Here is an 18,148-nt window from a genome sequence, read left to right on the forward strand (position 1 = left end):
CTGCAACCGGCGCGCCCCCACACCAGTGCCACCGTGGAACCGGCTTCGCCGGGCCACCGGTGGCGTCCCCCTGGGGGGAAGCGGCGCAGCCGCTCAGGGGGGCTTGCTAGTAACTTTTTCCGGTGATCCACAGCGCCAGGCGCATCAGGCCGAACGCGATGCGGTCGAGCACCCGCTGGCGCAGCGGGCGGCCCGCGTAGCGCGCGGGGTCCATGCGGCGGCCGGCGTGCTGCATGGCGTCCACCAGCCGCTGGCGCAGGTCGGCGGCAAAGGCGGCGTCTTCCACCACCACGTTGGCCTCGCGCGCCAGCAGCAGGCTCAAAGGGTCCAGGTTGGACGAGCCCACCGTGGCCCAGGGCCGCTCGCCCATGGCATCGACCACCGCCACCTTGGCGTGCAGAAAGCTCGGCGCGTATTCATGGATCTCCACGCCCGCATCCAGCAGCGCGCCGTACACCGGCCGCGCCGCGTGGTACTGCATGAAGTACTCATAGCGCCCCTGCAGCAGCAGCCGCACGCGCACGCCGCGGCGCGCCGCCATCACCAGCGCGCGGCGCAGCTTGCCGCCGGGCATGAAGTAGGCGTTGGCGATGATGACCTCGTGCCGTGCCGACCCGATGGCGCGGCGGTAGGCCTTTTCGATGCGGCTGCGGTTGCGCACGTTGTCGCGCAGCACCAGCGCGGCGCGCATGGGGGGCGTGGCGTCGTCCGCCGCCTCGGCCGCGTGCCGGGCGGCACTGGCGGCGCGCAGGGCCTGCAGCGCCTCGGGCAGGCGGCGCTCGCGCGCGTCGCGCACAGCCTGCATGCGCCACCACAGCTGGTCCATGGTCTCGCTGGCGCTGGTCACCAGGCTGCCGGTGGCCTGCACCGCAAAGTCGAAGCGCGGCGCGTCCAGGCGGCCGTAGTTCGGGTCGTGAAAATCATCCAGCACGTTGATGCCGCCGCAAAACAGCGTGCAGCCGTCCACCACGCACAGCTTTCGGTGCAGCCGGCGCCAGCGGTGCGGCAGCAGCAGGCCCAGGGGCCCGAGCGGCGAGTACACGCGGTACTGCACGCCAGCGTTCGCCAGGCGCTCGGCCCACTCGGGCGGCAGGGCGCCGGTGCCCACGCCGTCCACCACCAGCTGGGTGCGCACGCCGCGTGCTGCAGCCCGCATCAGCGCCTGGGCCACATCGGCGCCCGCGCCGGTGAAGTCGAAGATGTAGGTCTCGAACTGGATGTCCGACAGCGCGGCATCCATGGCCTGGACCAGCGCGGGGAAAAGCTCCTCGGCCCCCTGCAGCAGGCGCACCCGGTGGTCGTCAGAAAACTCAGTTCTTTTGTCCGGAAACATCAGCTTCTTGCTCATCGCACCCCTCTACCGTGCAACGGATCGCCAGCCATCGTGGAACGTGACGCGACCCACGCCAGTGCCACCGTGGAGCTGGGTTCGCCAGGCCACGGGTGGCGCCCCCCTGCGGGGGAAGGCGCGAAGCGACTCCGGGGGGCGGCTTTCACAGCCTGAATTCAGCGATGAGCGGAAGGTGGTCGGACATGCGCCACCAGATGCGGCCCCGCGGCACGTGCAGCGACAGCGGGGTGAGCCCGCGCACGTACACGTGGTCCAGCTGGGCCAGCGGCAGCCGCGCGGGGTAGGTGAAGGCGCGCGGCGCGTCGAACTCGTACAGCGAAAACCCCGCCAGCATGCGCTTGATCTGCAGGCCCCAGTCGTTGAAATCCCCCGCCACGACCACCGGCGCACCGGAGGGCACCTCGCGCTCGATGAAGCGCTGCAGCCGCTCGATCTGGCGGACGCGGCTGCCGGGAATGAGCCCCAGGTGCACGACGATCACATGGATGCGGCGCCCGTGGGCGTCCACCTCCACATGCAGCAGGCCGCGCTGCTCGAAGCGGTGGTCGGAGATGTCCTCGTGCTGGTGCCCTATCACCGGCCAGCGCGACAGCAGCGCATTGCCGTGTTCGCCGTGCTTGGTGATGGCGTTGGTGCGGTACACCGCCTCATAACCTTCGGGCGCCAGGTACTCGGCCTGGGGCAGATCGGGCCAGCGCTGGAAGTACGTCGCCTCGCGCCGGTGGAGCTTGCGCACCTCCTGCAGGCACACGATGTCGGCATCGAGCTGCTCCACCGCCAGGCCCAGGTTGTGGATCTCCAGCCGGCGCGCCGGCCCCAGGCCCTGCACGCCCTTGTGGATGTTGTAGGTGGCCACCCGCAGAATGTCGTCGTGTTCCATGGCCCGATTGTGTCGCATGCCGCCCACGCCGCGGGTTTGTCCGACACTGCGCGGCGCCGCCACGCTTTACACTTGGTTGCATACAACTTCCCGCCACGGCGGCCCGGTACATACCTTGGCGACCGACAACGACCCCTCCGCCACCACACCGGTCCTGGCGCTGATTGTCGACAGCAATGCCACATCGCGCAGCATCCTGGTGGGACAACTGCGCGAGTACGGTGTCAGCCGCATCGTGCAGTGCAGCCGCGTGCAGGACGCGCGCAGCCGGCTGGAGCACACGGTGTTCGACTACGTGCTGTGCGACCAGTACTTCGGTGAGGCCGGCTACTCCGGCCAGACCCTGCTGGACGACCTGCGGCGCGCCCAGCTGCTGCCCTTTTCCACGGTGTTCTTCATGGTCACGGCCGAGGCGTCCTACGCCGCCGTGGCAGAGGCTGCGGAGTCGGCGCTCGACGGCTACCTGCTCAAGCCCTTCACCCCGAGCGCCCTCTTCGAGCGCCTGAGCCTGGCGCGCCTGCGCAAGGTGCATCTGAAGCCCATCTTCGACGCCATCGAGGCCGAGGATTTCGAAAGCGCCGCGCGCCTGTGCGTGGAGCGCTTCGAGGCGCGCAAGCCCTACTGGCTGTACGCGGCGCGCATCGGCTCCGAGCTGCTGCTGCGGCTGTCCCGCCACGACGAGGCGCGCACGCTGTTCGAGGCCGTGATCGCCGCCCGCGCCCTGCCCTGGGCCAAGCTTGGCGTGGCACGGGCGCAGATCGAGTCCGGCCAGGCGGCCCGGGCCGTGACCACCCTGCAGGAGCTGATCGGCGAGGATGCGTCCTTCGCCGACGCCTACGACGTGCTGGGGCGTGCGCAGGTGGAGCTGGGCAACTTCTCGCAGGCCATCGAGACCTACCGCACGGCCAGCGGCCTCACGCCCGACTCGGTGGTGCGGCTGCAGAAGCTGGGAATGATGTCGTACTACATGGGCGACCGCGAGACCGCGACCAAGGTGCTGGCGCGGGCGGCCATCCTGGGCATCGACTCCAAGCTGTTCGACTTCCAGTCGCTGGTGCTGCTCACCTTCGCGTACTTCGCGGAGAACGACCGCAAGGGCATCGAGCGCTGCATGGCCGACTTTGGCCGCATCCTGGAGCGCCACCCTGCCAGCGCGCGCATCCAGCGCTTTGCCAGCGTGGCGCGCGCACTGCAGCTCATCCAGCAGCGCCAGTTCTCGCAGGCGGTGGAGTCCGTGCGCAGCATGGCGAGCGAGATCACCTCCAGCACCTTTGACTTTGAAGCCGCCTGCAACCTGGGCAGCCTGCTGGCCGTGCTGGCGGTCACGTCCATCGACCTGTCCGAGAGCGAAGGCTGGGTGCGGGCGCTGGGCATGCGCTACGCCAACACGCGCGGCCTGACCGAACTGCTGGCCAATGCCTGCAACGTGCACGCTCCCTACAGCGAGGTCGTGCGCGACTGCCTGCAGCAGGTGAACAAGACCGCCGAGGCCGCCATGGCCCAGAGCCTGGCCGGCGACCCCGCCGGGGCCGTGGCGCAACTGATGCAGCACGCGGGGCAGACCCTGAACTCCAAGCTGCTGGACATGTCCCAGCAGGTGCTGCTGCGCCACCGCGCCCGCATGGCCGAGCCCGATCCGCTGCAGGACGCCATCGACGCGCTAAGGCTGCGGGTAGGCACCGCACCGTCGCGCGCCACGCTGGGGCAGGACAACGACCGGCGCCCCGGCGGCGTGGTGCTGCGCACCCGCAGCAATGCGGACGAGCCCTCGCGCATCCCCCCGGCGCCGCGCGACAGCCTGACCTTGACCGCGGCACCTGAAGACCTGGTGGACCCGTCGGACCCCTTGCGCCTGCGGCCACCATGACGCACCCCGTGCAGGGCATGCACGCCCTGTACGGCGGCCACGCTACACAAAGCGCGGCAGCAGCAGGCAGGCTTCGGCGTTGGAGGCTGAAAAGCAGCGGTCTGCCGCATCGCACCACGGCAGCCATGCAGAGGCCACATGCTCGCGCGGGCTCAGCACCACCGGCGTGTGCTCGGGCACGCACAGCCCGAAGACGCGTTCGCGGTTGAACACCACGCCGGGGGCGTAGCGGTGGCGCCACTGCGGCCAGATCTCGTACACGTTCTCCAGACACCAGTCGGTGAGCACACAGCCGGGGGCGTTCACGTCGATGCCGGTTTCCTCGCCCACCTCGCGCGCCGCGGTCAGCGCCCAGGGTTCGTCCGGGCGGTCCTTGCTGCCTGTGACGGACTGCCAGTGCTCCATGCCGTCCGCACGCTCGATGAGCAGCACGTCGAGTGCGGGCGTGTGGATCACCACCAGCACCGATTCGGGGATCTTGAACGGCCGCTGCGCTGCGGCCCCTTCGGCATTCGCAGCCATCACGCCGCGGCCAGCAGGGCGTCCACGTCCTGCGCGGGCTCGTCGCCCAGGGCGCCCAGCGCGCACTGCTCCAGCCACTGCGCGGAGATGCGGCACAGCATGCCCTGCCCCGCGCTGCCGTCCGCCGTGGGCACCGGCACCACCGCATCGATGAGCGAAATGCGCTGGGAGCCCGCCCCCGCCATGCCCACCGGCCGGATGTCGCGCCGGTCCAGGTCGAGCATGGCGCCCAGGGCATCGACCCGCAGGATGAACTCGCGCGCGCCGCCGGCTTCGAGCGGCACCCGCACCAGCACCATCTGGCGGTGGGGGTCGGTGGTGCGCGGTGCCGCCACGCCCTGCGGCCCGGCCGCCACCACGCTGCGCAGGTCCACCACCGAGTACACACGGTCGCCGATCTGCGCCAGGCCCTGAAACGGCGCACGCGCACCGCCTGCATTGAGCACCGTGGCATCGGGCGCCGCAGTGACCACGTGCGCGGCATCCACGCCCAGCCAGTGCGAACCGACCAGAAAGGTCGCCATCTGCGCGCGGTGTTCGGCCCCGATGCGCGCCGCCACCGCGGGCGTGGCGAGCAACGGTGCGGCCGGGGCGCCCGAACGGCGCTCGCAGAGATGGCGCAGCACCAGGCAGCTGAGCCCGTGGTCGTAGCCGTCGCTGACACGAAACTCCCGGTAGCCCTGCCCGCGCGCCAAGCCCACGCCATACAGGTGGCCCGTCAGCGCCGCGGTGCGCCCGCCCTGGCGGCCGGCGGCCACGGCATCGGGTGCCATGACGGCCTGCCCATCGCCACTGGTGCGCAGCACACGGCCTGCCGCGTCGACAAAAGCCAGCGCATCGCGCTCGCCGGCCCCCACGCCGCAGTCATCCAGGATGGATTGCAGCTGGTGGGCAGCGTCCCACACGACGGCGATGCCACCCAGCACCGGCGTGCTGGCGCCGGGGGCGGCATCCGCACCACCCGCCGTACCACCTGCCGCGCCAGCGCGCACTGCGGCCGCGTAGACGAATGTCGGGCCCTCGCTGTAGAAGCGGCTGTCTTCGTAGCGGCTCACGGTGTAGCCCTGGCTGCCGCGCAGCCGCAGGCACTGGCGCACCCAGTCTTCGTCCAGCACCGTACCCACCCAGTGCGCCTGGCCCGGCTGGGACACCGCCATCACACGCCCATCGGCCGCGAACAGCACCAGGCACGCATACACGGTGTACAAGCCGTTGATCTCCGCCAGCACCGCCGTGGCCTTGTCGCAGCCCACGGCGCCGGCCTCCAGTGTGCGCGCGAACTGCGGCGTCAGCGCCCACCAGCGGCAGTCGTTGGCACGCTCGTACAGGTTGCGGTCCAGGATCTGCATGGCCAGGGACGCACGGCTTTGGGCGTCGCGCAGCAGCGACTGCATCACCACGCCGTACAAATCCTGCAGCGCGCCGGAGAAGGCCTGGGCCGTCTTGCGGGCCGTGGTGCCGATCTCGGACAGCAGGGTCTTGGCGAACACAAGCTCGCGCGGCGCCACGTCGGCCGCGCCACTGCCGGTACCCAGCTGGTTGAGCTCCAGCAGGCCGTTCCAGACCGAGCGCTCCAGCGCCGACTGGATGGAGGCCGAGCGCCGGGGAATCTCGCGCAGCTCTTGCGACAGCAGCTCGGCCTGGCCCGAGAGCTCGGCCGCCAACGAGCCCGCGAACGAGCCCGCCAGCGCGCTGCGATCGTCCTGCGTGGACTCTTCGAAGGCCACATCCAGCGGCAGGAGCGCCACACCGCGCCAGCCCGGGCCGCGGTAGCCCTGAAAGCCCTGCGTGTCGCACACCGCCATCAGGTAGCGCCGGCTGGCATGGCGCAGCACCTGCACCCCCGCACCGGCCGCCTGGGGCAGCGGCCAGCCCACGGGCAACTGCAGCGCATCGCCCGAGACCAGCACCCGGCCCTGCGCGTCCAGCAGCGCCAGCACCACGTCGCTGCCCTGCGCACCGCCGGGCTGCACCGAGCCGAAGATGGCGAGCATTTCGTCCGCCAGCTTGAACGCCAGGCACATCACCCCCACCGGACGTCCGCCCGACAGCACGCGCTGCGCGTACACCAGCGTGGGCTCGGTGCTGCCGCAAAAGCCGTGCACCGCGTAGTGCTCCACATACGGCACATCGCCGCGCACCACGGACGACAGGAAGGCCTGGTCGTCCTCGCGCTGCAGCTCACCGCCTGCTGCGGGCACCGCGTGCAGGCTGGCGCACAGCTGCAGGGTGGTGTCGAACAGGAAGATGTTGCCGTAGACCGTGTACTTGCTGGCGTACTCGCGCAGCCGTGACTCGATGCCGGCACGCAACCCGGGCGCCGGGTCGGCCAGGTAGTCGGCCACACCGCCATCGGTGGCGAAGAAGCCGATGTCCGCCGTGCGCTCGAACAGGTTGCGCACCAGCACGTCGATGCAGACCTGGGCCCGGGCCACGAGGTCGTCGGTGCGGTTCTTGAAGGCCTCGCTGGCCAGGCCGCGCATCAGGTCGGCGGAGAGCGCGGCGAAGTCGCGGCGCGCCTGGGCCAGGTCGCCCCCGGACGATGCCCTGGACGACAGCAGCGACAACGACGACAGCAAGGACAACTGGTCCCAGGCGCTTTCGACGAGCCGCAGCTCCTGGCGCTGGTGCTGCGCTGCGGGCATGTACCGCAGCCATTGTTCGGGGGCGTTCAGCAATTGGGACACGGAGACATTCCTTTGCACAACGGGCCTGGCAGTGCCTGGAAAATCATTGTGCTGCCTGGCCGCCAAAGCGCCAACCAACATGTGTCACCGCCGCAGGCACCTGCGGCCTGCGCACGACAGGGCGCCGGCACAAGGCGATCGATGCAGCGGCACGGACGCTTACGGCTTGCGCGTGGCCACGGGCGGCGGCAGCTCCTTGGCCTGCAGCAGCTGCACCTGGGTGACGAGCTTGTTGTGCGAGTCGAAGAAGGCGGCGGCAATCACCTTGCCTTCGTTCGTGTTGCTCCAGCCCGCGCCGCCTGCACCGCCCATTCGGCCCCACAGCAGGCCGGCCGCGCCCAGGTCGGTGGTGCGTGCGGCGCCGGTGGCCGCGGCCACCTGCTCGGTGGTTTCGTTGTCGGTCAGCAGCAGGGCTGTCTGCGCTTCCTTGAACTTGACCTGCTCGGCCAGGCCCGCCAGCCCCGCGATGTCGCGCAGCACCGGAATCATCGCGATGACGCCGGCAATGCTGCGGCCCGCGTCCTGCTCGCTGAAGGTGAGGCTGGGGGTCAGCGTGTATTGCGCCTCGTAGCCCTTGCCCTTGGCCACGGTGGAGTTCTGGCGCAGCACGCCAGCGTCCTTGAGCTCCTGCTCCTTGATGGTGCCGCGCAGGCCGGCCGCGCGGTCCACCACCCGAAAGCAGCCGCTTTGCTGGGCGATGAGCCGGATCAGCGGCACCGGCGACGCCGGCAGGTTGTAGCTGCTGGACACGGTGTAGCCGTTCGGGTTCTCGGCCAGGGCGAGCGTGGCCACGGGCGCCGGGCAGGTGGTGAGCGCCTTGTCGGCCCCCTGCGCACCCGCAGGCCCCGCCGAGCCGGACACCACCGAGCCGCCCTCGCCCAGCTCGGTCTTCTTTTCGCCGCAGCCTGCCAGCAGCAGTGCCACGAGCACCATGCCCAGGGCCAGGGGGGTTTTCAGGGAAGCACGCATGAACAAGCCTCGGTTCGGTTCAAAAGAAAAGCAGGTGCGACAAGGGCAGCACCATGAAAAAAGCGGTACCGGCCCTGGGGCCGCTACCGCTTTTTGTCTCAGGCATGCCCGGTCATGGCAATGACAGGGGTGAAGCCGTTCTGCCGGGCTCAGGCCGCCTTGACGGCGTCCACATTGCGCAGGCGGATGTGCAGCTCGCGCAGCTGCTTTTCATCCACGGGCGAAGGGGCCTGCGTCAGCAGGTCCTGCGCGCGCTGGGTCTTGGGGAAGGCGATCACGTCGCGGATCGACTCGGCACCGGTCATCAGCGTGATCAGACGGTCCAGGCCGAAGGCCAGGCCACCGTGCGGAGGGGCACCGTACTGCAGCGCGTCGAGCAGGTAGCCGAACTTGGCCTGTGCGTCTTCGGGCGTGATCTTGAGGGCGTCGAACACCTTCTTTTGCACATCGGCGCGGTGGATACGCACCGAGCCGCCACCGAGCTCCCAGCCGTTGAGCACCATGTCGTAGGCCTTGGCGATGCACTTGCCAGGGTCCGTGTCCATCAGGTCTTCGTGGCCGTCCTTCGGCGACGTGAAGGGGTGGTGCACGGCGGCCCAGCGGTCGTTCTCTTCGTCGTGCTCGAACATCGGGAAGTCCACCACCCACAGCGGTGCCCAGCGGCTTTCAAACAGGCCGTTCTTCTTGCCGAAGTCGCTGTGGCCGACCTTCAGGCGCAGCGCGCCGATGGCGTCGTTGACGATCTTTTCCTTGTCGGCACCGAAGAACAGCAGGTCGCCGTCCTGTGCGCCGGTGCGCTTCAAGATCTCGGCGATGGCTGCGTCGTGCAGGTTCTTGACGATGGGGGACTGCAGGCCTTCGCGGCCGTTGGCCACTTCGTTGACCTTGATCCAGGCCAGGCCCTTGGCGCCGTAGATCTTCACGAACTCGGTGTAGGCATCGATCTCGCCGCGCGAGATCTGCGAGCCGCCGGGCACGCGCAGGGCCACCACGCGGCCACCCTTGGTGGTGGCGGGGGCGGAGAACACCTTGAAGTCCACGTCCTTCATCACTTCGGTCAGCTCGGTGAATTCGAGCTTCACGCGCAGGTCGGGCTTGTCGGAGCCGAAGCGGAACGCCGCTTCCTGGTACGTCATGATGGGGAACTCGCCCAGGTCCACGCCCAGCTGCTGCTGGAACACCTCGGTGATCATGCGCTGGAAGATGGCGCGGATCTCTTCCTCGCCCAGGAACGAGGTCTCGCAGTCGATCTGGGTGAACTCGGGCTGGCGGTCGGCACGCAGGTCTTCGTCGCGGAAGCACTTGGTGATCTGGTAGTAGCGGTCGTAGCCGGCCACCATCAGCATCTGCTTGTACAACTGGGGTGACTGCGGCAGCGCGAAGAACTGGCCGTCGTGCACGCGGCTGGGCACCAGGTAGTCGCGCGCGCCTTCGGGCGTGCTCTTGCCCAGCATGGGCGTCTCGATGTCGATGAAGCCTTCCTTGTCCAGGAAGTTGCGCACCTGGATGGAGGTCTTGTAGCGCAGCATCATGTTGCGCTGCATGTGCGGGCGGCGCAGGTCCATCACGCGGTGCGTGAGGCGCGTGGTCTCCGACAGGTTCTCGTCGTCCATCTGGAAGGGCGGCGTGACCGAGGGGTTGAGCACGTTCAGCTCATGGCACAGCACTTCGATCTGGCCGCTCTTGAGCTTGTCGTTGGTGGTGCCGTCGGGACGGGGGCGCACCAGGCCCACCACCTGCACGCAGAATTCGTTGCGCACGCCTTCGGCGGTCTTGAACATCTCGGCACGGTCCGGGTCGCACACCACCTGCACGTAGCCTTCGCGGTCGCGCAGGTCGATGAAGATCACGCCGCCATGGTCGCGGCGACGGTTCACCCAGCCCGACAGGGTGACGGTTTGGCCCATCAGGGCTTCGGTCACAAGACCGCAATAGTGGGAACGCATGGCCATGGCAGAAACTTCCGGCGCCCGGGGGGCGCATTAAAAGGGATTCATTTACCCGGAGAAATGAGCGTGGGGTCCGCCGGAGCGACCACACCCATCGAAACAATGTATTTGAGGGCTGAGTCCACGCTCATGTCGAGCTCGACGCAGTCGCTCTTGCGCAGCATCACGAAATAGCCGCCCGTGGGGTTGGGCGTGGTGGGCACGTACACGCTCACGAACTCGTCACGCAGGTAGGCCGCGACCTCGCCGTTGGGCGCACCGGTGACGAAGGCCACGGTCCAGACGCCCTCGCGCGGCCACTGCACCAGCACCGCCTTGCGAAACGCGTTGCCGCTTTCGGAGAACAGCGTGTCCGAGACCTGCTTGACGCTGGAGTAGATGGAGCGCACCACGGGGATGCGGTGCACCACCGCGTCGCCCCACTGCACGAGCTTGCGGCCCGCGAAGTTGCTGGCCACCGCACCCACCACCAGCAGGATCAGCAGCGTGAGCACCACCCCGAAGCCGGGCACATGAAAGCCCAGCACCTTGTCCGGGTGCCACGCGACAGGCAGGATCTGCAGGGTCTGGTCGAGCGTGCTCACGATCCAGTGGAGCACCCACGCCGTGATGACCCCTGGCACGATCACCAGAAGGCCGGTCAGCAGCCATTTGCGCATAGCAGACATGTGGGCGCTCGATCAGCTCGTGGAAGAGGTGGAGGAGCCGCCGGTGCTGGCAGGCGTGGGGCTGGCAGCCGTCGATTCTTTCTTGGGGGCGTCGCCAGAGCTGGCGGGTGCTGCCGAATCGGACTTGGACTCCGTCTTACCGTCGGCGCCTGGCGCAGCACTGGCTCCGCCGCCACTGTGGCCACCCCGGAAATCCGTCACATACCAGCCCGAGCCCTTGAGCTGAAAGCCTGCGGCCGTCACCTGCTTGGAGAACGCCTCGGCACCGCAGGCGGGGCAGACGGTCAGGGGGGTGTCGGAGATTTTTTGCAGCACATCCTTGGCATGGCCGCAGGAGCCGCATTTGTAGGCGTAAATAGGCATGTCAGCGTGTGGAGGGAAAGTGCAAAACCCTCAATTATAGGCGGCGGCATACCCCTACCCCGCAGAGGCCGTGTGCAGGGCGCCTGCGGCATGCGCGCGCCCCGACGCACAGGGTCCGGCGCGCTTTAGTCTGCGCCGACCAGCGGGTGGTGCGGCGAGTGGCTGTTGCGGATGCCCTGCGGGGCGAGCGAGCCCACCAGCATGCCCGCCAGCGCCGCCAGCAGCCCGGCCAGTTGTGCCGGGAAAACGGCACCCACAGGCGTGGCCAGGAACAGCAGCCAGGTGCCCAGGCCCAGCACGATGGCCGCGATGGCGCCCTGCGTGGTGGCGCGCTTCCAGTACAGGCCGAACACCAGGGGCACGAAGGCACCGACCAGCGGCACCTGATAGGCGCCCGACACCAGTTCATAGATGGAAGTGCCCTGCATGTAGATGGCATAGGCCAGCACGCAGGCGCTGAAGACCAGCGTGGTGATGCGCATGGTGCGCAGGCGCTCCGCATCGGTGCTGTGGGGCTTGAACTGGCGCCAGATGTTTTCGGTGAAAGTCACGCTGGGTGCCAGCAAGGTGGCCGACGCGGTGGACTTGAGCGCCGACAGCAGCGCGCCGAAGAACAGCACCTGCATGATGAACGGCATCTTGGCCATCACCAGCGTGGGCAGCACCTTCTGGGGGTCTTCCTTGAGCAGCGCCGCAGTCTCGCCGGGCATGATGATCAGCGCGCTGGCCACGAGGAACATGGGCACGAAGGCGAACAGGATGTAGCAGATGCCGCCGATCACCGGGCCGCGCGTGGCGGCCTTGATATTGTTGGCCGACATCACGCGCTGGAACACGTCCTGCTGCGGGATGGAGCCGAACATCATGGTGATGCCCGCGGCGATGAAGAACACCACGTCGTGGAACTTGGGCTCTGGCAGGAAGCGGAACAGCTCGCGGTTGGACGCGAACTCGATCACCTTGTCGGCCCCGCCGGCCATGTTGCCAGCGAACACCGCGATCACGGCCAGGCCCACCACCAGGATGATCATCTGGATGAAGTCGGTGACCGCCACCGACCACATGCCGCCGAACAGCGTGTACGCCAGGATGGACACCACGCCGATGGCCATGCCCACGGGAATGCTGATCGCGTCGCCCGACAGCAGGTTGAACACCAGCCCCAGCGCCGTGACCTGCGCCGACACCCATCCCAGGTAGCTCAGCATGATGATGAGCGAGCACACGACTTCGACCGTGCGGCCATAGCGCTCGCGGTAGTAGTCGCTGATGGTCAAGAGCGTCATGCGGTAGAGCTTGCCCGCAAAGAACAGGCCCACCAGGATCAGGCAGAAGCCCGCGCCGAACGGGTCTTCCACCACGTTGCCAAGGCCCCCTTCGATGAACTTGGCCGGAATGCCCAGCACCGTCTCCGACCCGAACCACGTCGCGAACGTCGTGGTGATGATCATGTACAGCGGCAGATGCCGCCCTGCAATGGCAAAGTCTGCGGCGTTGTTCACGCGCCGGGCTGCGAGCAGGCCGATGCCGATGGTGATCAGCAGGTAAACGATAACCAGGGTCAGCAGCACGGCATGCTCCTCAATGTCGCGAAGTGGAAGGTCATAAAACCGGAAAAAAAGGGGGAAACCGGGAAAGCCGAGAAACGTGGGGACTAGAACACCCGGAACCGGTACAGCACTTGCAACTGTTGTACCAGCATGAAGAACAGGAAGCCCGTGATGAACCCCACGCCCACGTAGATGATGGCGTGCAGCAGCTTGTTGGTGCGCTTTTGCTCGGCCAGCAGCTCCATCAGCTCGCGCCGGTGGTCCTGCGGCTTGTGGCGCAGGTAGTCGTACACCAGCCGCGGCAGCTCCGGCAGCAGCTTGGCGTAGTGCGGCGCCTCGGCGCGCAGTTCGCGCCACAGGCGCTGCGGGCCCATCTGCTCGAGCATCCACTTCTCCAGGAAGGGCTTGGCGGTGCTCCACAGATCGAGGTTGGGGTCCAGCTCGCGGCCCAGGCCTTCGATGTTGAGCAGCGTCTTTTGCAGCAGCACCAGCTGCGGCTGGATTTCGACATGAAAGCGGCGCGACGTCTGGAACAGGCGCATCAGCACCATGCCCAGCGAGATTTCCTTGAGCGGCCGGTCGAAGTACGGCTCGCACACCGCGCGGATGGCCGACTCCAGGTCGTTGACCCGCGTCTCGGGCGGCACCCAGCCGCTTTCGATGTGCAGCTCGGCCACGCGCTTGTAGTCGCGGCGAAAGAACGCCACGAAGTTCTGCGCCAGGTATTCCTTGTCCGACTCGGTCAGCGTGCCGACGATGCCGAAATCGAGCGAGATGTAGCGGCCGAAGGTGGCAGGGTCCAGGCTGACCTGGATGTTGCCCGGGTGCATGTCGGCGTGAAAGAACCCGTCGCGGAACACCTGGGTGAAGAAGATCGTGACGCCGTCGCGGGCCAGCTTGGGGATGTCCACGCCCGCATCGCGCAGACGGCCGATCTGGCTGATGGGCACACCGTTCATGCGCTGCATCACCATGACCTCGGCGTGGCAGAAGTCCCAGAAGATCTCGGGGATCAGCACCAGGTCCAGGCCCTGCATGTTGCGGCGCAGTTGCGCGGCGTTGGCCGCCTCGCGCACCAGGTCCAGCTCGTCGTGCAGGTAGTTGTCGAACTCGGCCACCACCTCGCGGGGTTTCAGGCGCTTGCCGTCGGCCGACAGGCCCTCCACCCAGCCAGCCATCATGCGCATGAGGCCCAGGTCTTTTTCGATCACGGGCAGCATGCCCGGGCGCAGCACCTTGACGGCCACCTCGCGCTCGATGCCGTGGCGGTCGCGCAGCGTGGCGAAGTGCACCTGCGCAATCGATGCGCTGGCCACGGGCACGCGGTCGAACGATGTGAAAACCTCGCCGATGGGGCGGCGGTAGGCGCGCTCGATGGTGGCCACCGCGATATCCGGATCGAAGGGCGGAACGCGGTCCTGCAGCCGGGCCAGTTCGTCGGCCACATCGGGCGGCAGCAGGTCGCGCCGGGTGGACAGTACCTGGCCGAACTTCACGAAGATGGGGCCCAGCTGCTCCAGCGCCTCGCGCAGGCGCTGGCCGCGCGGCGCGTCCAGATTGCGCCCTACCGAGAGCACACGCGACACCGCGCGCAGCCAGGGTTTTTGAAAACTGTCGAGCAACAGGCCGTCCAGGCCGTACCGGAACACCACCCACAGGATGGCGCCCCCCCTCACGAACTGCTTCATGCGCCGGACCGGTCTGGGCCGCTGGCGGGCACGTCGTGCGCGGGCGGCACGGGCGGCACAGGCACCGGAACCACGGCCGCGTCAGCCGCAGAGGGCGCCATGCGCGACCCTACGAACTGCCGCAGCGCGTGGGCTGCCCTGCGCGCCACCTGGGCCACGGTGTGGGCCGGGGCATCGCCGATGACGCGGGCGAGGTCTTCCTCGACATCCCAGCGCACGTGGTCGACCAGCCAGTTGATCTCGGCGGCGAGCTGCACGTCGCCTTCGATGCGGATGGTGGGCTTGTCGCCGCGCAGCGCCGTCTGGGCCAGCGCGAAGGGCGAGGTCTCGGTCACTTCGAGCCGCAGGTCGGGCACCGCGGTCTCGGGCGCCAGGTTGAACAGGCCTGCAGGCGTGATCACGAGGGCCATGGAGTAGGCACGCCACTGGACGCGGGCGACGCGGCCCTTTTGGCGCACCAGGCGGTCCGTGGCCTCCTTTTCCTGCATGAGCACGTGGTTGAGGAACAGCACCACACGCTGCTGAACCTCATGCACCAGCCACTGCGGGGGCTGCGGGCCCGCGGCGACGCGCTCGAAAAGGCCGTTCAGAAAAGGAAAAGGGGACTGTGGTGTTGCCATAGTCCCCGATTATTCCCTGAACTGGGCGAGCCCCCAAGAGGGGCGATGCCCTTAATTACTGCAGGGCCTGCACACCGGCCACCAGCCAGCCGCTGCTGCCGGCCTTGGGCTTGGTCATGTTCCACACTTCGCGGAACGGGCTCGGGCCGGCCGACGGCTCTTCGCGGATCATGCCGGAGAACTCGACGCTGGCCATGTAGCCGTCGCCCAGGTCTTCGATGCCCAGCAACTGGGCTTCGATCATGACCACATCGGTGTGGTTGGGCTGCACGCCGCGGTGCGCTTCGCGTTCGGTGAGCTGGGTACGGATCTCATCGAGCATGCTGTCGGTCATCATCGAGCGCAGCGTGTTGATGTCCGAGCGGTCCCAGGCGGCCTGCAGCGTGACGAAGTTGCGCTTGGCGGCGGACAGGAAGCCGTCGGTGTCGAAGTCGGCCGGCACGCCCCAATTCTGCGAGCCGGACAGGCCCGAACCGATGACGACGCCCGTACCCGCACCACCTTGCTGCGCGGCGCGCGAGGCGTCGAACGCCATGCTGCTGCGCTCCCAGGGGCGGGCAGACGCGTCGTTGCCCACGTTGTTCGGGCTGTACTGCGGTGGCACCTGAGCGGCCGCAGGGGTGGAAGCCCCGGCACCCGCACCGGCGCCCTGGAAGGCAAACGGCGCGCCGCCAGCGGCTGCACCGCCGTTGGCAGCACCGCCACCATTGCGCGAGCGCATCACCATCTTGAAGATCGCGAACGCGGCCACGGCCAGCAAGGCGATCATCAGGAAGTTGGCAAACCCTGCGCCCATGCCCAGGGAATGCGCCAGCCAGGCCAGGCCCAGGCCGGCGGCAAGGCCACCGAGCATGGCGCCCCAGGGCTTCTTGGCTGCCGCTGCGGCAGGCGCGGCACCCGCTGCAGCCGGCTTGGCAGCCGCTGCGTTGGTCGCGTTTTGCGCCGGTGCGCCAGGCGTCGCGGGCGGCGTTGCCGACTCGCGCTGCGTCACATTGCTGGACTGCTTGCCCACCGACTTGCCACCACCCATACGCCGGGCGTCAGCGTCCGCGTGCGCAAACGCCAGCATCGCCACCAACACCACAGACCACAGTTTCATCATGAATTCTCCGTCTCCGTTAATCGCCGAGTGAAGCACTCAGCACTTGATTCCAACATGCAAGGCGACGATGCCCCCTGTCATGTTGTGATAGTCCACATGCCCAAAGCCATTTTTTTGCATGAGGCTTTTGAGTTCTTCCTGGCCCGGATGCATGCGGATCGATTCAGCCAGATACCGGTAGCTCGCGTCGTCGCCGGCCACCAGCTTGCCCAGTTGGGGCAGCACCTTGAACGAATACCAGTCGTACGCCTTCTCCAGCGGCTTGGCCACCTTGGAGAACTCGAGCACCAGCAGCTTGCCGCCGGGCTTGAGCACGCGGCACATCTCGGCAATCGCCTGGTCCTTGTGCGTCATGTTGCGCAGGCCGAAGGCCACGCTCACCACGTCGAAGTGCGCGTCGGGGAACGGCAGCTTTTCTGCGTCGCACACCATCGTGGGCAGCACCACGCCCGCATCGATGAGGCGGTCGCGCCCCACGCGCAGCATGGCTTCGTTGATGTCGGTGTGCACCACGCGGCCGGTGGCGCCCACCTTCTTCGAGAAAGCCAGCGCCAGGTCGCCCGTGCCGCCCGCGATGTCCAGCACCTGGCTGCCTTCGCGCAGGTTGGCCACCATCACGGTGTAGGCCTTCCAGGCGCGGTGCAGGCCGGCCGACATGAGGTCGTTCATCACATCGTATTTGGAGGCGACCGAGTCGAACACGCCGCGCACACGGCGCGCCTTTTCCTGCTCGTCGACCGACTGAAAACCAAAATGTGTGGTGCTCATAAGATTCATGCTAGGCGCGCAAGCGCCAGAGGTACAGCGACAACCCCGCACTGAAATGGGGCTTGTGTCGCAATTAGGACAACGCCATCGAAGAGAAAACAGCCGCTACCGCTCGTCCATGTTGCGCCAGAAGCTCTCTTTTCAATAGCACATCGGTCGACAAGGGCTTGTGGCCTGCCCGTCAGTGGCTGCCGCAGGCATGGCCGCCTGCACCACCCTTGGGCGCCATCGGCGCGTCGCGGTCCACGCCGGCAGCGGCCAGCCGCTCGGTGTACTGCGTCCACAGCGCGTCCTGCTTCTGGCCCAGCTCGTAGAGGTAGTCCCAGGTGAAGATGCCGCTGTCGTGGCCGTCCGAGAACGTGGGCTTGACCGCGTAGTTGCCCACGGGCTCCAGGTTGACCAGCGCCACGCCGCGCTTGCCGGTCTGCAGCACTTCCTGCCCGGGCCCGTGGCCCTGCACTTCGGCCGAGGGCGAGTACACGCGCATCAGCTCGAACGGGATGCGGAACGTGGCGCCGTCGGAGAACCCGACCTCCAGCACCCGCGAAGCTTCGTGCACCGTGATCGCCTGCGGCGTGGGCGCGCCCGCTTTCAAACCTGACATGGATATCCCCTGTGAGAAAACTGTGGTGGTGTGGATTGTGGTGTGCTGCAGCGGTGCACGCTGCAGGCAGAGTCAACCACGGGCCGCGTCAAGGCAGCGCCAGCGGGCCCAGCGACTGGCGCATCGTGTCTTCGACCTGCGGCAGGCGCTCCCGCACACCGCCTTCCTGCTGCGCCGGGCTTGGCCGCTGCGCCGCGGCCCACACGGGCGACGGAAAGTGGCTGTCCCAGTCGAAACGGGCGATCACGTGCCAATGCAGGTGGGGCACCATGTTGCCCAGCGCCGCGATGTTGACCTTGGTGGGCGCCAGATGCTGGCGCAGCGCCTGCTCGACCCGCGTCACCGCCTCCATGCAGTGGCCGCGCTCGGCGGCCGACAGGTCCGAGAACTCGGCCACGTGCGCGTTCCACACCACGCGGTAGAACGCCGGGAAGCCGGCTTCGTCGGCACGGATCACGCGCAGGTGCGCACCGCGCCAGACCAGCGCGCCGCCGTCTTCGATACACAAAGGGCAACTCATTCTGAGAGGACTCGTGTGGTGCTTGTCTTGCCGCCTGCCG

The 18,148-nt window shown here is 68.0% G+C and carries 16 protein-coding genes; 1 reads left to right on the forward strand and 15 read right to left on the reverse strand.

What is annotated here, in order from left to right:
* Nucleotides 1-106 precede the first annotated feature (106 nt).
* Both clsB and ACSQ3D_RS02770 read right to left on the reverse strand, forming a co-directional pair.
* On the reverse strand, nucleotides 107-1,348 hold the full coding sequence (clsB, locus tag ACSQ3D_RS02765) for a cardiolipin synthase ClsB (RefSeq protein WP_436125868.1): 1,242 nt from the start codon (nucleotides 1,346-1,348) through the stop codon (nucleotides 107-109).
* A gap of 145 nt (nucleotides 1,349-1,493) precedes the next feature.
* Nucleotides 1,494-2,231 carry an endonuclease/exonuclease/phosphatase family protein gene (locus tag ACSQ3D_RS02770; protein ID WP_396503556.1) on the reverse strand — a complete coding sequence of 246 codons (738 nt, stop codon included), beginning with the start codon at nucleotides 2,229-2,231 and terminating at the stop codon, nucleotides 1,494-1,496.
* Between the two features lie 115 nt (nucleotides 2,232-2,346).
* On the opposite strand from ACSQ3D_RS02770, the gene ACSQ3D_RS02775 reads away from it, so the two are divergent.
* A complete protein-coding gene (locus ACSQ3D_RS02775; protein ID WP_056415579.1) occupies nucleotides 2,347-4,098 on the forward strand; it encodes a response regulator in 1,752 nt (583 codons plus the stop codon).
* A gap of 42 nt (nucleotides 4,099-4,140) precedes the next feature.
* On the opposite strand, the gene nudB is transcribed toward ACSQ3D_RS02775, so the two are convergent.
* The 13 genes from nudB to ACSQ3D_RS02840 all read right to left on the reverse strand — a co-directional run bounded on the left by nudB (nucleotide 4,141) and on the right by ACSQ3D_RS02840 (nucleotide 18,108).
* Nucleotides 4,141-4,620: a dihydroneopterin triphosphate diphosphatase gene (nudB, locus tag ACSQ3D_RS02780; RefSeq protein ID WP_436125869.1), complete on the reverse strand. Its 480-nt coding sequence runs from the start codon at nucleotides 4,618-4,620 to the stop codon at nucleotides 4,141-4,143.
* Nucleotides 4,620-7,307: a chemotaxis protein CheW gene (locus ACSQ3D_RS02785; protein ID WP_436125870.1), complete on the reverse strand. Its 2,688-nt coding sequence runs from the start codon at nucleotides 7,305-7,307 to the stop codon at nucleotides 4,620-4,622. The genes nudB and ACSQ3D_RS02785 overlap by 1 nt, the downstream gene beginning before the upstream one ends.
* A gap of 159 nt (nucleotides 7,308-7,466) precedes the next feature.
* Nucleotides 7,467-8,276 (reverse strand): curli production assembly/transport component CsgG, encoded by an 810-nt coding sequence (locus ACSQ3D_RS02790; RefSeq protein WP_056416328.1) that lies wholly within the window; start codon nucleotides 8,274-8,276, stop codon nucleotides 7,467-7,469.
* A 149-nt stretch (nucleotides 8,277-8,425) separates the two neighbouring features.
* A complete protein-coding gene (gene aspS, locus ACSQ3D_RS02795; RefSeq protein WP_056415573.1) occupies nucleotides 8,426-10,228 on the reverse strand; it encodes an aspartate--tRNA ligase in 1,803 nt (600 codons plus the stop codon).
* Between the two features lie 41 nt (nucleotides 10,229-10,269).
* Complete coding sequence (locus ACSQ3D_RS02800; protein ID WP_056415570.1) at nucleotides 10,270-10,893, reverse strand: DUF502 domain-containing protein; 624 nt, start codon at nucleotides 10,891-10,893, stop codon at nucleotides 10,270-10,272.
* Between the two features lie 12 nt (nucleotides 10,894-10,905).
* A complete protein-coding gene (locus ACSQ3D_RS02805) occupies nucleotides 10,906-11,256 on the reverse strand; it encodes an FmdB family zinc ribbon protein (protein WP_436125871.1) in 351 nt (116 codons plus the stop codon).
* A 125-nt stretch (nucleotides 11,257-11,381) separates the two neighbouring features.
* The gene (locus ACSQ3D_RS02810) at nucleotides 11,382-12,827 is read right to left on the reverse strand and encodes a sodium:solute symporter family protein (protein ID WP_436125872.1); all 1,446 of its coding nucleotides are present in this window, start codon (nucleotides 12,825-12,827) and stop codon (nucleotides 11,382-11,384) included.
* 83 nt (nucleotides 12,828-12,910) lie between these two features.
* On the reverse strand, nucleotides 12,911-14,494 hold the full coding sequence (gene ubiB, locus ACSQ3D_RS02815; protein WP_436125873.1) for a ubiquinone biosynthesis regulatory protein kinase UbiB: 1,584 nt from the start codon (nucleotides 14,492-14,494) through the stop codon (nucleotides 12,911-12,913).
* Nucleotides 14,491-15,114, reverse strand: a complete 624-nt coding sequence (locus ACSQ3D_RS02820) for a ubiquinone biosynthesis accessory factor UbiJ (RefSeq protein ID WP_436125874.1) — start codon at nucleotides 15,112-15,114, stop codon at nucleotides 14,491-14,493. Before ACSQ3D_RS02820 ends, ubiB begins: the two co-directional genes overlap by 4 nt.
* A gap of 55 nt (nucleotides 15,115-15,169) precedes the next feature.
* Entirely contained in the window at nucleotides 15,170-16,216 is a 1,047-nt protein-coding gene (locus ACSQ3D_RS02825; protein WP_056415555.1) for a Tim44 domain-containing protein, read from the reverse strand.
* 36 nt (nucleotides 16,217-16,252) lie between these two features.
* Nucleotides 16,253-16,984: a bifunctional demethylmenaquinone methyltransferase/2-methoxy-6-polyprenyl-1,4-benzoquinol methylase UbiE gene (ubiE, locus tag ACSQ3D_RS02830; protein WP_396503550.1), complete on the reverse strand. Its 732-nt coding sequence runs from the start codon at nucleotides 16,982-16,984 to the stop codon at nucleotides 16,253-16,255.
* 181 nt (nucleotides 16,985-17,165) lie between these two features.
* Nucleotides 17,166-17,588, reverse strand: a complete 423-nt coding sequence (locus ACSQ3D_RS02835) for a gamma-butyrobetaine hydroxylase-like domain-containing protein (protein WP_056415549.1) — start codon at nucleotides 17,586-17,588, stop codon at nucleotides 17,166-17,168.
* 88 nt (nucleotides 17,589-17,676) lie between these two features.
* Nucleotides 17,677-18,108: an HIT family protein gene (locus ACSQ3D_RS02840; RefSeq protein WP_436125875.1), complete on the reverse strand. Its 432-nt coding sequence runs from the start codon at nucleotides 18,106-18,108 to the stop codon at nucleotides 17,677-17,679.
* Nucleotides 18,109-18,148 lie beyond the last annotated feature (40 nt).

The sequence above is a fragment of the Acidovorax sp. LjRoot117 genome, from assembly GCF_964252695.1.
GTDB lineage: Bacteria > Pseudomonadota > Gammaproteobacteria > Burkholderiales > Burkholderiaceae_C > Acidovorax.